The 14,260-nt window shown below is 61.0% G+C and carries 15 protein-coding genes and 1 tRNA gene; 15 read left to right on the top strand and 1 reads right to left on the bottom strand.

Going from position 1 to position 14,260, the window contains the following annotated elements:
- Nucleotides 1-44 precede the first annotated feature (44 nt).
- Nucleotides 45-120 (top strand) — tRNA-Glu (locus tag NAV32_RS09785).
- A gap of 209 nt (nucleotides 121-329) precedes the next feature.
- Entirely contained in the window at nucleotides 330-779 is a 450-nt protein-coding gene (locus NAV32_RS09780; protein WP_256052603.1) for an acyl-CoA thioesterase, read from the top strand.
- 262 nt (nucleotides 780-1,041) lie between these two features.
- Here NAV32_RS09780 and NAV32_RS09775 read toward each other — a convergent pair whose 3' ends face one another.
- Nucleotides 1,042-1,287, bottom strand: a complete 246-nt coding sequence (locus NAV32_RS09775; protein ID WP_256052602.1) for a hypothetical protein — start codon at nucleotides 1,285-1,287, stop codon at nucleotides 1,042-1,044.
- A 110-nt stretch (nucleotides 1,288-1,397) separates the two neighbouring features.
- Here NAV32_RS09775 and dinB point away from each other — a divergent pair, with 110 nt between their 5' ends.
- From dinB to NAV32_RS17635, 13 genes are all read left to right on the top strand, one after another.
- Nucleotides 1,398-2,453: a DNA polymerase IV gene (gene dinB, locus NAV32_RS09770; protein ID WP_256052606.1), complete on the top strand. Its 1,056-nt coding sequence runs from the start codon at nucleotides 1,398-1,400 to the stop codon at nucleotides 2,451-2,453.
- A 345-nt stretch (nucleotides 2,454-2,798) separates the two neighbouring features.
- Complete coding sequence (gene pilM, locus NAV32_RS09765; RefSeq protein WP_256052601.1) at nucleotides 2,799-3,722, top strand: type IV pilus biogenesis protein PilM; 924 nt, start codon at nucleotides 2,799-2,801, stop codon at nucleotides 3,720-3,722.
- Nucleotides 3,722-4,327: a PilN domain-containing protein gene (locus NAV32_RS09760; RefSeq protein WP_256052600.1), complete on the top strand. Its 606-nt coding sequence runs from the start codon at nucleotides 3,722-3,724 to the stop codon at nucleotides 4,325-4,327. Before pilM ends, NAV32_RS09760 begins: the two co-directional genes overlap by 1 nt.
- Nucleotides 4,320-4,982: a type II secretion system protein GspM gene (gene gspM, locus NAV32_RS09755; RefSeq protein WP_256052599.1), complete on the top strand. Its 663-nt coding sequence runs from the start codon at nucleotides 4,320-4,322 to the stop codon at nucleotides 4,980-4,982. The genes NAV32_RS09760 and gspM overlap by 8 nt, the downstream gene beginning before the upstream one ends.
- Entirely contained in the window at nucleotides 4,975-5,307 is a 333-nt protein-coding gene (locus NAV32_RS09750; RefSeq protein WP_256052598.1) for a general secretion pathway protein GspB, read from the top strand. Before gspM ends, NAV32_RS09750 begins: the two co-directional genes overlap by 8 nt.
- Nucleotides 5,304-6,995, top strand: a complete 1,692-nt coding sequence (gene mshL, locus NAV32_RS09745; protein WP_256052597.1) for a pilus (MSHA type) biogenesis protein MshL — start codon at nucleotides 5,304-5,306, stop codon at nucleotides 6,993-6,995. Before NAV32_RS09750 ends, mshL begins: the two co-directional genes overlap by 4 nt.
- A gap of 8 nt (nucleotides 6,996-7,003) precedes the next feature.
- Nucleotides 7,004-7,936, top strand: a complete 933-nt coding sequence (locus tag NAV32_RS09740; protein WP_256052596.1) for an ExeA family protein — start codon at nucleotides 7,004-7,006, stop codon at nucleotides 7,934-7,936.
- The gene (locus NAV32_RS09735; protein WP_256052595.1) at nucleotides 7,933-9,321 is read left to right on the top strand and encodes a tetratricopeptide repeat protein; all 1,389 of its coding nucleotides are present in this window, start codon (nucleotides 7,933-7,935) and stop codon (nucleotides 9,319-9,321) included. Before NAV32_RS09740 ends, NAV32_RS09735 begins: the two co-directional genes overlap by 4 nt.
- Complete coding sequence (locus NAV32_RS09730) at nucleotides 9,318-11,042, top strand: GspE/PulE family protein (protein ID WP_256052594.1); 1,725 nt, start codon at nucleotides 9,318-9,320, stop codon at nucleotides 11,040-11,042. The genes NAV32_RS09735 and NAV32_RS09730 overlap by 4 nt, the downstream gene beginning before the upstream one ends.
- A gap of 199 nt (nucleotides 11,043-11,241) precedes the next feature.
- Nucleotides 11,242-12,477 (top strand): type II secretion system F family protein, encoded by a 1,236-nt coding sequence (locus NAV32_RS09725; protein ID WP_256052593.1) that lies wholly within the window; start codon nucleotides 11,242-11,244, stop codon nucleotides 12,475-12,477.
- Nucleotides 12,478-12,694: 217 nt separating this feature from the next.
- Nucleotides 12,695-13,171: a type II secretion system protein gene (locus NAV32_RS17640; RefSeq protein ID WP_272890226.1), complete on the top strand. Its 477-nt coding sequence runs from the start codon at nucleotides 12,695-12,697 to the stop codon at nucleotides 13,169-13,171.
- A 21-nt stretch (nucleotides 13,172-13,192) separates the two neighbouring features.
- Nucleotides 13,193-13,642: a type II secretion system protein gene (locus tag NAV32_RS09715; RefSeq protein ID WP_256052592.1), complete on the top strand. Its 450-nt coding sequence runs from the start codon at nucleotides 13,193-13,195 to the stop codon at nucleotides 13,640-13,642.
- A gap of 141 nt (nucleotides 13,643-13,783) precedes the next feature.
- On the top strand, nucleotides 13,784-14,254 hold the full coding sequence (locus NAV32_RS17635) for a type II secretion system protein (RefSeq protein ID WP_336604866.1): 471 nt from the start codon (nucleotides 13,784-13,786) through the stop codon (nucleotides 14,252-14,254).
- The last annotated feature ends 6 nt before the right edge of the window (nucleotides 14,255-14,260 follow it).

The raw sequence follows: 14,260 nt of genomic DNA, 5'->3' as shown, positions 1-14,260 counted from the left end.
ACGGTGATTTGCAGCAATACGGCAAGTCATTCATCGAAGGTTTCGTCCCCTTCGTCTAGTGGCCTAGGACACCGCCCTTTCACGGCGGTAACAGGGGTTCGAGTCCCCTAGGGGACGCCATTTTGATTGCCCGTTTTGGGCACCCAAGGGTCATTTCTTATGAAATGGCCCTTTTTGTTTTGCGCTGAACAAAGCCTGCCGGAAACCTTTCTGGTGCGGTAGGTGACAAAGTTCGCGAATGATCCTTCATACATGACTGCGACCGATGCGGCATGCAAGATAGGTCCATCTGGCCGTAATCTCGACGGCGCATAGCAGGAGAGGGATGCATGATCTGGGATCAGCCTGACGCCTTTATCATCGACATCAGGGTCGAGGCCGAGCACATCGACGAACTTGGCCATGCCAACAATGCGGTCTATGTAACCTGGCTTGAGCAATGCGCCTGGCAGCACTCGCAAAGCCTGGGGCTGGGTCTGGAGGACTACCAGCGGCTGAACCGCGCGATGGCGGTGCTGAGGCACGAAATCGATTACCTGGCGGCCGGTTACCAAGGCGATCACCTGCAGCTCGGTACCTGGATTTCCCAGTCGGATCAGCGGTTGAAGATGAAGCGCAACTTTCAACTGATCAGGTCTGCCGACAAAGTGACGCTGTTGCGCGCGCAGACCACTTTCGTCTGCATAGAAATGACCAGTGGCAAACCGAAACGGATGCCGCCGGAGTTTCTTGATGGCTACGGCAAGGCGCTGGTCGAGCCCTATCCATTGCAGCTGTAAGGTGAGACGTTCGTGGCGGAAGGCTTCACGGCTGAAGCTCCCACTGGTTTCGGGTGTGCGCGGGCTTTCGGGGGAGCGACTTCAGTCGCGAATGTGCTGAAGGGGTTTCTGGCCTGAAGCGATAGCTGCTGCAACCTGAATGTTGCAGTTGGTCGTTGCGTTGGTTTTGCTTGTAGTCAAAAAAGCTTCACGACTGAAGTCGCTCCCACAGTGCTCGTGCAATGCCTGTGAAGCGGCTTCAGCCGCGAATACTGGGAAACCGCTAACCGCCGGCCTCGGGTCTTTTCATGTCGCTTTCCTTGCGCTTTTCGGCATCTTCACGCCACTGCTCCTGTTGCAGCTTTTTCATGTGCTCACGCTTGGCCTCTTCGCGGGCTTCGATGTGGGGGTTGGTGGCCTTGTTCTGTACGGGGCGTTCGGTTTGCATCTCCTTGCCCTGGGTCTGCGCGAGGCTGGCGGAGCAGAACAGTGCGGCAAGAATCAATGTTCCAGCGTTCAGGATTTTCATGTGAACCTCCGAATGTTCCGGCTGCGGCTGGGAAAACCGCTCGACATCAGTATTGATGACAGATTGCATTCCTGCTTCGTTCCTTGCCGGTCGGGGCTGCAGTGAGCGATTTGCTCCCGCGCAAGATCATCCACATCGATTGCGACTGCTTCTACGCCGCCATCGAGATGCGTGACGATCCCGGCCTTGCCAATCGGCCCATTGCAGTGGGCGGGCTGGCCGAGCGTCGTGGCGTCATCGCTACCTGCAATTACGAGGCGCGTGCCTATGGCGTGCGCTCGGCCATGGCGTCGGGGCATGCGCTCAAGCTCTGTCCCGATTTGCTGATCCTGCGGCCACGCATGGAGGCCTATCGCGAGGCGTCGCGGGAAATCCACGGTATCTTTCGTACCTACACCGACCTGATCGAGCCACTGTCTCTGGATGAGGCATTTCTCGACGTGAGTGATTGCGAGCATTTTTCCGGCAGTGCCACACGCATCGCCCAGGACATTCGCCGGCGCGTATGGCAGCAGTTGCGTATCACGGTCTCGGCGGGTGTGGCGCCGAACAAGTTTCTCGCCAAGATCGCCAGTGACTGGAACAAGCCCGACGGCCTGTTCGTGATCACGCCTGCTCAGGTCGATGATTTCGTCAGTGAACTGCCGGTTTCCAGGCTGCATGGCGTCGGACGTGTCACCGCCGAGAAACTGAACAAAAGGGGCATTCACACGTGTGCCGATCTGCGTACCTGGAAGCGCCTGGAACTGATTCGTGACTTCGGCTCTTTTGGTGAGCGCCTGTGGAGTCTGGCCTACGGCATTGATGAGCGACCGGTACAGGTCGACAGCAGGCGCCAGTCGGTGAGCGTCGAAAATACTTACGAGCGCGACTTGCCGGATCTGGCTGCCTGCCTCGAACGGCTCCCCGAGCTGCTTGAGCAGCTTGCCAAGCGGATGGCCCGCCTTGATGACAGTTATCGCCCCGGCAAGCCCTTCGTCAAACTCAAGTTCCATGACTTCACCCAGACCACCCTTGAGCAATCCGGGGCCGGGCCGGAGCTGGAGGATTACGCTGACCTGCTTGCAGTCGCCTTTGCCCGCGGCAAGCGCCCGGTGCGGCTGATTGGCGTGGGCGTTCGACTGGTCGATCTGCGCAGCGGTTTTGAGCAGCTGCGGCTGTTCTGATGCCGCTGGTCGTCTTTCACTGAAACCGTTTTCAACGGTGCCCTTTCTGGTATGCCTGTTGCTCATATGCATGCAGCGGATGCTGCAGTGCCGGATTTTGGTCACCTGAGAGCATGGGCAGCTGATGCAGGCGGCCTGCATCGACAAATATCCAAAGGATGGCGTTTGTAATTTGACGGTTTTGCTTGCTGGTTGTTTGCGTGCCAAATATTGGACTCTTGATGGCTTTTTGCTAGAGTTGCGCCCATTCGGTGGCTAAACGCCATTAATGTTTCTGGGGTACTCAGGCCGGAATACCTATTCAATCTTTGTGGTGATTGCCGTACCGGCTGGAGAAAGTCTTCGATGGGGTTGTTTTTCAAACGTCGCAAGCGTGTCGATGAAGGCCTGCTCGGTATCGAAACCGGACCGCAAGGCCTTGCTTTGGCGCATATCCAGCGCGGCCCTTCAGGTACCACGCCCCGGCTGCTGCGCTGCGAATATCTCGAAGGCGCACCAGAGACACAGGCCGAACTGCTTCGGCAGACTGTCATCGATCAGGGCTTGAGCGGCATGCCGGTCAATCTGCTGCTGCACCCCTCCGTTTATCAGATGTTTCTCCTGGAGTCCCCCGAGGTCCCCGCAGAAGAACTGCGTGATGCCATGCGCTGGCGCGTCAAGGACCTGATCAGTGAACCGCTCGACGAGGTTGTCGTCGACTGCTTCCTGCTCCCAGAAGACGCCTACCGTGGCCGTACCCGGATGGTGTATTGCGTGGTGCTGCGCAAGACCCGAATGAATGAACTGGCCGAGCTGATTCGCCACGCCAATCTGCGGCTGGCGAGCATCGATATCACCGAGATGGCTTTTCGCAACCTCGGGCTTCTGGTGGGCGCCGAAGCCACCAACCTTGCCTTGTTGCGCCTGCGTACCAGCGAAGGCCTGATCAGTGTGCAGAATGGTGCTGACCTTTATATGGCACGGCATATCGAAAGCGGCCTGGCACGTGCCGATCAGGATCGCTCCAGCATGTCCCTGGAGATCCAGCGTTCGCTCGATTATTACGAAAGCCAGCTGGGCAAGGGCTACATCAGCCGCCTGCTGCTGTTGCCAATGAAGCAGGACGGCGAGCGCACCCATCAGGCGCTGAGCAGTGGCCTGGCGGTCAACCTGCAGCGACTCGATCTGCGCGAACTGTTTCCCGGTCAGCCTGCCGCAGATCTGCCGGAGTCGGGCCAGGCCTTCTGCATCGGCGCAGTAGGCGCCGCCCTGCGTCAGGAAGCCGCTTGATGCAGAACATCAATCTTTACCAGCGTGAGCGGCGGCAGAAGGGTGGTCCGCGCCCGCGTCAGATGCTGCTGGTCGCCGTTCTGGCCGTCTTGTTAATGCTTGTTCACGGTGCCTGGCAGGGCTGGCAGCTGCATCTGGCTGGTCGCAGCGCAGAACTCGCCGAGCAGCAAGCCGTCCAGGCAGAGGCTGAGCTGAATGTGGCGAAGGCCGATTTCCGCGAGCCGATCCTGGACCCGCGCCTGCCGCAGCAACTGGCCGAACAGGAAGCCGAGAACCGTGAGCTGCGTCGTCTGGCCGATCATCTGAAACGCCTCGATGCACAGCGCAGCAACGGTTTTGCAGCACTGCTCCAGGGCTTGTCCGACCGCCATCCGCCTCAGGGACTCTGGCTGACCGGGATCCGGCTGCACGCCGGTGGCGACCAATTGGCATTGCAGGGCCTCACGCAGGACCAGGAGTTACTGCCGCTTTATCTGCGCAGCCTGGGCCAGAGCAGCGCCTTCAGCGGTCGCAACTTTGCCCGCTTCGACCTTCAGCGTGACGAGGATCAGCTGCTGCGCTTCCAGCTGTCTTCCAGAGCGGGCGAGGAGGGGAACAATGAATAAGCTGCTCCAACGCTGGCAGGCCTTGGCGCCTCGCGAACAATGGCTGAGTCTGGGCGTCGGCCTGGCGCTGTTGATCATGCTTTACATGTTGCTGCTTGCCGAGCCGCTGGGGCTGCGGATTGCTGCCGAGCAGAGCCGCCAGCAGCTTGCCGAAGCCCGTCGAATCGAGGCGCAAAACAGCCTGCAGGATATCCGCAGGCGCTTGGCTGCCGATCCCAACCTGAGCTATCGACAGGCGCTGAAAGCCGCTCAGGCCAGCCGCGAGGAACTGCATCAGCGCATCGATGTGGAAACCAGCACCCTGGTGTCGCCGGAAAAGATGAAGGCCCTGTTGCAGGACCTGCTGCGCAACCAGGCGAAGCTCAAGCTGGTCGCGTTGCAAAGTTCCAGCGCGCCCCTGGAGTTGCCGGGGGCCGCGCCAGCTACCCAGGAGCAGCAAGCCTCGCCAGTGGTGTTCTATCGCCATGGTGTGCAGTTGACCCTCGAAGGTGGTTATTTCGATCTGCTGACTTACCTCAAGGCCATCGAAGCCAGTGGCTGGCGCCTGCACTGGGACCGGCTGGATTATGAAGTGGGCGAAAATGGCCATGACCGGGCGCGTGTCACCCTCGATCTGCACACATTGAGTCGCGATGCGGGGTGGGTCGGTGTTTAAGTCATTCACATTTTTCCTGGCTCTGGCGGCCACCCTTGACGTGGCGTCCGCGTATGCCATCGACCCCACACAGCCGCCCGCTGGTCGCGTCAGTGCCGCCGCCGTCGGCGAATCTGCGGCGGTGCTGCGGCTGCAGGCAATCATGGTCACGTCCCAGAGCGCGCATGTCGTGATCAACGGTAAGCGCCTGAAAGTGGGCGACCGCATCGGTGAGGTTCGCATTCTCGCGATCCGCCCGCATTCCATTCTGATCGACCGTGAAGGCAAGCGCGAAGAGCTGCGCCTGAGCGCTCCCATCATCCAGACGAGCCGTACCCCGTCATGATATCGACCCTGATGCCGCGCTTCGGCGTATTGAGCCTGTTCTGCCTGCTGGCTGCCTGCCAGACCTTCGAGGATGGCGACAAGCGACTCTATGAACAAAGCAATCGCCTGTTCGAGGAGAGCCTGGAGCAGAGCCAACCCAAGGTCGCACCCCCGGCTGCGGTGCAGGCGGGCCTTATCCCGCCGCTGCAGACCTTCAGCGGCAGTGCGGCAAGCAGCCCGCGTTTCGACGTGGCAGTCAGTGACATGCCGGCCCGCGAATTCTTCCTGAGCCTGGCCGACAGCGCCGGGCAGAACCTGCTGGTGCATCCCGGCGTGACCGGTGACATCACCTTCAGCCTGCGCAATGTCACCCTGGAAGAAACCCTGGCCGCTGTGCGCGACAGTTATGGCTATGACTACCGCCGTACCGCCTATGGCTATCAGATCCAGCCGAACCAGGCGATTACCCGCACCTACGATCTCAACTACCTCAACCTCCAGCGCCAGGGCATGACCGATACTCGCGTCAGCTCGGGCCAAGTCACCAGCAGCGATAACACGGGCGTAGGCGCTGCCGGAACGACCACCAGCAGCACCTCTTCGACGGTCAATGCCAGCCAGTTGCTGACCAGCAGCACCGTGGACTTCTGGGCCGAAGTGAGGGCGGTGGTCGAGATGATGATCGGCAGCGATGAAGGTAGCCAGGTGGTAGTCAATCCGCAGGCGGGTCTTCTGGTCGTGCGTGCGTCCAGCGCTGATCAGCAGGCGGTGGAGCACTTCCTCGCCCAGGCGCAGCGCAATCTGCAGCGCCAGGTGATTCTGGAAACCAAGATTCTCGAAGTGAACCTCTCGGATGGCTTCCAGGCGGGGATCAACTGGAGTTTTCTGCAAGGCCAGAAGGGTATCGGTCTGGGCAGCTTTACCACCACCACCGGCAACAACGCGGCGGGTTTGCTTGAAAACGGCATCAACGGCGTCGGCGTGCAGAGCGGCCTGCCGCGTGGCGTGAATATCCCCGGTGTTCCGCTCGCCGGCCCCAATGGCGTGGGCGGTGTGTTCGGTGCCACCTTTGATTTCGGCAACTTCGAGGGCGTAGTGCAACTGCTGGAAACCCAGGGTGATGTGCGCGTGCTGTCCAGTCCGCGGATTTCCACGCTGAACAACCAGAAGGCGGTGATCAAGGTCGGCACTGATGAGTTCTTCGTCACCGACGTCTCCACCACCACCACCTCGCTGGCAGGCGGTACTACTGCGCCTGATCTGGACATCACGCTCACCCCGTTTTTCTCCGGCATCTCCCTGGATGTGACGCCGCAGATCGATGAAAACGATCAAGTCACCCTGCATGTGCGGCCTACCGTCAGCCGTGTGCAGGACCAGAACAAGAGCATTCAGCTGGGTGGCGCGGATAACGTCTTCAACCTGCCGCTGGCGCTGTCCACCACGCGCCAGTCCGACTCCATCGTTCGCGCCCGCAGCGGCCAGGTGGTGGTGATCGGCGGCCTGCTGGAAAACCGCAATACCAACAACGACGCCAACCTGCCTTGGGCCTCGAAGCTGCCGCTGGTGGGGCCGTTGTTCCAGCAGCAGCGCAAATCGCTGCAGCAGACAGAGCTGGTCATCCTCATGCGACCACAGGTGGTGAATGATCAGGTCTGGCTGGATGAGCTGCGCAAGAGCGCCGAATCCTTCCGGTCGACCAGGTAACGGACGGCATGTACGAGGCATTTTTCGGTCTGCGTGAAAAACCCTTCGCGCTTACGCCGAACACCGGCTTTCTGGTCCAGCTGGCGCCTTATCAGGCCTGCCTCAACCTGCTGCGTGTAGCGCTGGCCGAGGGTGAGGGCTTTATCAAGGTCACCGGTGAGGTCGGCACCGGCAAGACACTGCTCTGCCGCGCGCTGCTCAACGAGCTGGACACCGAGCAGTACCAGGTCGCCTGGTTGCCCAACCCGACCCTGACACCCATGTCGCTGCGTCAGGCGCTTGCCCATGAGTTGCACATTGCCGGTGTCGAGGATCTGGACAACCATGGCCTGCTCGCCGCGCTGCACACACGCCTGATCGAGCTGGCCGGGCAGGGCAAGAGCACCGTGCTGCTGATAGACGAAGCACAGGCGCTGCCCACTGCCACCCTTGAAGCGCTGCGACTGCTGACCAATCTTGAAACCGAACACAGCAAGCTGCTGCAGGTGGTGCTGTTTGGCCAGCCGGAACTGGATGCGACCCTGGCACGTGAGGACTTCCGCCAGTTGCGCCAGCGCATCACCTTTTCCTATTCCCTGCGTCCGCTGGATATCAGCGATGCCACGCGCTATCTGCAAGAGCGCCTGGCCGTGGCCGGCTACCGTGGCGAGCCGCTGTTCAAAGCCGCGGCGGTGCGCCTGCTGGTGCGTGGCAGCGGTGGCATTCCGCGCTTGCTCAACATCCTGGCCAACAAGTCGCTGATGGTGGCGTTCGGCGAAGGTCGGCGTCAGGTAAATGCCAGCCATGTTCGCCGCGCCCTGGACGATACCGAAGGCGCACGACCTTTCTGGCGTGTCGCCAGGGGCCGCTACGGCTGGCTGCTGGCCGGTGGTGCGCTGTCACTGGCCTTGCTGGTCGGTGCCTGGCCCTGGTTGCGCCAGTTCACGGAGATGCTGCCGTGAGCCTGGTCAACGACATGCTGCGCGATCTCGAAAACCGCCGTGCCGCGCCTGCCGAGCGCCAGCAACTGGGCGCTATCCATGCGGTGGACGAGGGCGGGGCGGCCCGCCGTCAGCGCAACGAGCGGTTGCGCCGCTGGTTACTGGTTCTGGCGGGTGTGCTGGCTGTTGCCGTTGTACTGGCACTCCTGGCCGCCCAGTTTTTTTCTTTCGCCAGACCCGAGCCTGAACCGGTGGCGGCCCTGGTTGAGCCAGTTGCCCCGATAGTCGAGGCGACTCCTGCGACCCACCTGCTGGACGTGTTGCCGCAGAACGATGGGCGACGTTTCGTGCTGCAGCTGTTGCTCGACCGTTCCATCAGCTACCAGCGCAGCGATGCCAGCGGCTCGGTCAGCTTTCGGCTGAGCGACGTGCAGCTTGCCGGCGAGGCCCGCAGCGGACGTATCGAGCGGGATGGGCAAAGTCTCTCCTGGCGTATCGAGGCGCAAGGCAAGGATGTGCAGGTGCTGCTGATCGGATTCGGTGAAGCGCTGAGCGTGAGTGACCGTCTCGAATCGGCGGGTGACCGCTGGCAGCTCTGGCTGGAGGTGCCCCTGGGGCAAAGCCGTGATGTGGCCGAGCAGGCGACTCAGTTTCCATTTGCCGAGCCGGTCGAGCTGGACGAAGCACAGCTGCCCGACTGGGTGACCCGCGAGGCGTCAGCGGCTGAAACCACTGAAAAAACCAGGACGGTGGAAGCCGCTCGTGTTGCCCCGACGCCCAGTGAACCAGTCGATCAGCCAGTCCGGGCGGCGGCCAAACAACTGAGCATCGGCAGCCACAAACCCGATTCGCTGACCGAGGCCCGCCAGGCGCTGGAAACTGGCGATCACCTGCAAGCCATTCGCCAGTTGCAGGCCTTGCATCAGGCCCAGCCGAATAATCCGCAAGTCAGCCTCTGGCTGGCGCGAGCCTATCTGGCTGCCGGCGATACGACCGCGCTGCTGGCCTGGCTGCCGGCGCAGCTGCAGGCGCGCCCGTTCGATGCACAGCTGCGCGAACTGCTTGCCCGTGGCCAGCTGCAGGTGGGAGAGCTGGCCGCTGCCGTCGCCACCCTGCAACAGCACGCGCCCGAGCTGCAGAGCGACACCGATTATCACGCCCTGCTTGCCGCCCTCTATCAGCAAGTCGGCGACTGGTCTGCCAGTGCCAACAGCTATCGACAACTGGTCGCGCTGCGGCCAGCCCAGGCGGCATGGCAGCTGGGATTGGCCATCGCCATGGAGCAGCTGGACCAACCCGCGCAGGCCGTTCGTCACTACCGTATGGCGCTGGGTGGGCAGGGCATCGACGAGAATGCGCGGCGTTTCGCCAGTGAACGCGCCGCCTTCCTGGGAGGAACCCCATGACGCAGGACAATCGCCAGCGCAAGATTCGCCTGGGCGACCTGCTGGTGCAGGCCGGGCTGATTACCGAAGAACAGTTGCAGCTTGCCCTGCAGGATCAGAAACGCACGGGTTCCAAGCTCGGTCGAACGGTGCTTGATCTGGGCTTCATCGATGAGGTGCGGCTGCTGACGGCATTGTCCGAGCAGCTGCAGATTCCTTTCGTCGAACTCAAGCACTACAAGTTCGACAACCAGCTGACCCAGAGTTTGCCCGAAGCCGTGGCACGGCGTTTCCGCGTCATCGTCCTGTCGCGCCACGCCGATGGCCTGCTGGTGGGCATGTCCGATCCGCTTGATCTGTTCGCCCAGGATGAAATGGAGCGCCTGCTGGGCAAGCGCGTCTATCCGGCGGTGGTGCGCGAGAGCGAATTGCTTGGTGCGCTGGATCAGCTCTACCGGCGTACCAGCGAAATCGCCTCGCTGGCCGGCGAGTTGGAAGGCGAGCTGCAGGACAGCGATTTCGATCTGTCGCGTCTGGGCGCCGAGAGCAACAGTGATGCGCCGGTGGTGCGCCTGCTGCAAACCCTGTTCGAGGATGCCGTGCAAATGAAGGCCTCGGACATTCACATCGAACCGGACGAAGGCCTGGTGCGTATCCGCCAGCGTATCGATGGCGTGCTCAACGAGCAGGTGATGAAGGAGCACCGCGTCGCCTCGGCGCTGGTCATGCGCCTGAAGATCATGTCCGGCCTGGATATCTCCGAAAAACGCCTGCCGCAGGATGGCCGTTTCAATATCCGCGTGAAAAACCGCAACCTCGACGTGCGGGTTTCCACCATGCCGGTGCAGTTCGGCGAGTCCGTGGTGATGCGTCTGCTCGACCAGAGCGGCGCCATGTTCCAGCTCGACGGCACCGGCATGCCACCCGCCATGCTGGAGCGCTTTCGCCGTCTGTTGCAGCGCCCGCACGGCATGGTGCTGGTTACCGGCCCCACCGGCTCGGGCAAGACCACCACGCTCTACGCCGGGCTTTCCGAGCTGAACAGCCCGGAAAAGAAGATCATCACCGTGGAAGACCCGGTGGAATACCGCCTGCCGCGAATCAATCAGGTGCAGGTCAACGCCAAGATCGAGCTGACCTTTGCCCGCGTGCTCCGCGCAGCCCTGCGTCAGGACCCGGACATCGTGCTGGTCGGCGAGATCCGCGATCAGGAAACCGCCGAGATCGGCCTGCGCGCGGCGCTTACCGGCCACCTGGTGCTCTCGACGTTGCACACCAACGACGCCCTGACCTCGGCCATGCGCCTGATCGACATGGGCGTTGAACCCTTCCTCGTGGCCACCGCGCTGAATGCCGTGCTGGCCCAGCGCCTGATCCGCCGTGTGTGCGAGAACTGCATCGGCGAACACCAGCCCGACCCACGCCAGATCGCCTGGCTTGAAAGCCTCTACGGCCAATCACTGGCCGAGGTGCATTTCAAACAGGGCAGTGGCTGTCACCGTTGTCATAACACCGGCTACAGCGGACGGATCGGCGTGTATGAGCTGCTCGAACTCGACGAGCCCATGATCGCGGCCCTGCGTCGTGGCGATCCCCAGGGCTTTGCCGAAACCGCGCGCCAGCAACCTCACTACCGCCCGCTGGCCGCCAGCGCACTGGACTACGCCATCGCTGGGGTTACCAGCGTCGAGGAAGTGCTCAAGGTCTGCGCCACCCTCGCTGATGACGAGGTGAGCGCGTGATCCGGACCCCGCACCAGCGGATTACCCCTCCGCAAACCTGGATTACGCCTTCGGCTAATCCAGGCTACGGGGCTGCTTTGCTTCTGTGGGAGGGGGCTTGCCCGCGAGCCTTTACCGGGGCATGCCGTAGGATGGAATCGCCGCAGGCGCTTCTGTCACATGTCGCGCACCAGGCCTTCAGCATGGAGGTACACGCCTGATGCCCGCCTTCCGCTACACAGGTCGCAACGCCCAGGGGGCCAAGGTTAACGGTGCTCTGGAAGGCGCCACGGCTGATTCCGTGGCGAGCGAGCTGCTGTCGCGGCAGATCACCCCGCTCACCATCGAAGCCGAGCAAGCCCAGGGTGGTGACGATGCGCTGGCCGCGCTGCGGCACAGGCTGCGCCGCAAGCGCATCGAACTGGATGAGCTGATCATTTACACCCGGCAGATGTACAGCCTGACCAAGGCCGGCGTACCGATCATCCGTGCCATCGGTGGCCTGGCCGAATCCAATCGCAACCTGTATTTCCGCGAAGTGCTGCAGGAGGTGCGCGCCAGTCTTGAAAGCGGCGTGTCCATGGCCGTGGCGCTTAATGCGCATCCCAAGGTCTTCAACAACCTGTTCGTCAGCATGATCAGTGTCGGCGAGAACACCGGCCAGCTCGATCAGGCCTTCAAGCAGCTTTCCGCCTACCTCGAGCTGGAACGCGAAACCCGCAAGCGCCTCAAGCAGGCCACCCGTTACCCGATCTTCGTTCTGGTCGCCATGGGCGTGGCGCTGGGCGTCATCAACCTGCTGGTGATCCCCGCGTTTGCCAAGGTCTTCGCCTCGTTCAACGCCGAACTGCCCTGGGCCACGCGGGTGCTCATCGGCACCTCCAACTTCATGCGCGACTGGTGGTGGCTGCTGCTGCTTGGCATCGTCGGCGGGCTTTACGCCTTTTTCAAATGGATCAAGACCGACAGCGGCGAGCTCAAGTGGGACCGCATCAAACTGCGCCTGCCCATCGTCGGCGGCATCTTCGAGCGCATTGCCCTGGCGCGCTTCACCCGTACCTTCGCCATGATGTACCGCGCCGGCGTGCCGCTGCTGCAGACCCTCTCGATCAACAGCGCCAGCGTCGGCAACCGTCATATCGGCGAGGCCATCCTCGGGATCCGCGAAAGCGTCGAGCGTGGCGAAGCCCTGACTCGCTCGGCCCACAACTCTGGTCTGTTCACCCCGCTGGTGCTGCAGATGATGGCCGTCGGCGAAGAAACCGGCGCCCTCGACGACCTCTTTATTGAAGTGGCCGATTTCTACGAGCAGGAAGTCGACTACGACCTCAAGCAACTGGCTGATGCCATCGAACCGATCCTCATCGTCTGCATGGGCGTGATGGTACTGATCCTGGCGCTGGGTGTGTTCCTGCCCATGTGGGAACTGGGCGGTGCGGCGCAGGGGAGGGGATGATAAATCGGGCGTTTTGGCTGGGCTTTTGCAGATCAGGAGTTTCGGCGCTGGTTCAGCCAAATTACTGACACTCAATGATGCTGGTCGAGAGAATAAACAAATTACCGGCGCCACACCGGGCTGGTTAAACAACACCGATGACTCATGGATGAGTCGTCGGGCACTTCAATAAGTTGCGGCCAGGGACAGGCTGCTTCGAGCACAAGAGGGGTGGCAAATGAGACTAAACAGCAAGGGTTTCACCATGATCGAGCTGGTGGTGGTGATCGCCATCCTCGGCGTTCTGGCGGCGGTGGCTTTGCCGCGGTTCATGGATGCAAACAAGGACGCGCATCGTGCCGCAGTGGCCGGTACGGCAGGAGCGCTGGGGGCCGGTGTAGCGCTGGTGCGTGGCCAGTGGGAGATAAACAAGTCCAAAGGCGTCGCCAGCAACCCGGTGGTTGGTTTTGGCAATGACAGGGTATTCGTCAATAACGAGGGTTGGCCAACTGGCCTGAGCGCAGCGGTGAGCTGCACCGAAGTCTGGCAGAACGTGTTACAGGCTTCCGCCCCGACGGTAGCTGCCAGCAGTGCTGTCTATGTGCCATCATTCGCTAGCCCGGTGTGTACATACACCTATCAGAACGATGGCAACAATGACCTGATTCGTTACGACACCAGTACCGGTGAAGTGACCTTTACCTTCGTTGAATGATTTAAAAAAGGAGCAACAACCATGAAGAAGCAACAGAGCGGTTTCACCATGATCGAGTTGATTATGGTTATTGTGATTTTGGGGATTTTGGCGGCGTTTGCGTTGCCGAGGTTTGCGGATTTTGGAGGGGATGCGCGTCGAGCTTCTCTAAATGGTGCTCTTGGCGCTGTTCAGTCTGCAAGCGCTATTGCTCATAGTGCTGCACTGGTTGCTAATCCGGTACAAACGGGGGCTACAGGGACGGTGACACTAGAAGGGCAAGTGATCAATTTAGTAAATGGTTATATTAGTGGTACCGCAGCTGACATCCGTGCCGCAGCTCAATTGAGCAACGAGTTTACGGTTACAGATACTGGTGGAGTAGTGACTGTCGCACAAGGAAACGTTTGTACGTTTACCTACACCCAGTCAGCGGCAGCAAATACGGCTCCTACTATTACGCAGGTATTGCCTGCGACCGGTGGCTGTTAACTAAAAAGAATTTAGAGCAGCCATGTAGGGCGGGTGCATCCCGCCAAAGCCTGAAACCCGCCGGCAATTCATGGCAGACGGGTTTTACCCGCTCTACATAGGATTGATTAAGGTATCTGGAGTTTTACAAGGACTGCTGAAGTGCAAGGAAGGCAAAGAGGCTTTACCCTGATCGAGTTGATCATGGTAATTGTGCTGTTGGGCATCCTGGCGGCCTTCGCACTGCCAAGATTTTCCGATTTCGGGCGCGATGCGCGCATTGCCGTGGTGCAAAACGCCATGGGCACTGCACGTTCCGCTGCCCTGTTGGCACGCTCTGCACAGCTGGCCGCAGGCATGGCACGTGATGCGCCGGTGGCCATGGAAGGCGCCACTGTCAGTATGCAAAATGGTTACCCCGCACCCTCGGTTGGCGGCATTATGATTGCTGCACGCCTGACCGAGGATTTTGAAGGGGAGCGACAAACTACAGCTGGATATGACCTTTTGCTGCTCAAGCTGAAAAAGGCACCAGATCCGGAAAAATGCTACTTCGTCTATGAAGCACCTCAACTCGACAGCGAACAGCCGCCCGCAATGCAACTCTGGGGTGACTCCTTTGAAGGGTGTTGAGTCTGA

The sequence above is a fragment of the Stutzerimonas stutzeri genome (assembly GCF_024448695.1).
Lineage (GTDB): Bacteria > Pseudomonadota > Gammaproteobacteria > Pseudomonadales > Pseudomonadaceae > Stutzerimonas > Stutzerimonas stutzeri_T.
This window is presented reverse-complemented; position numbering and strand designations above follow the sequence as displayed.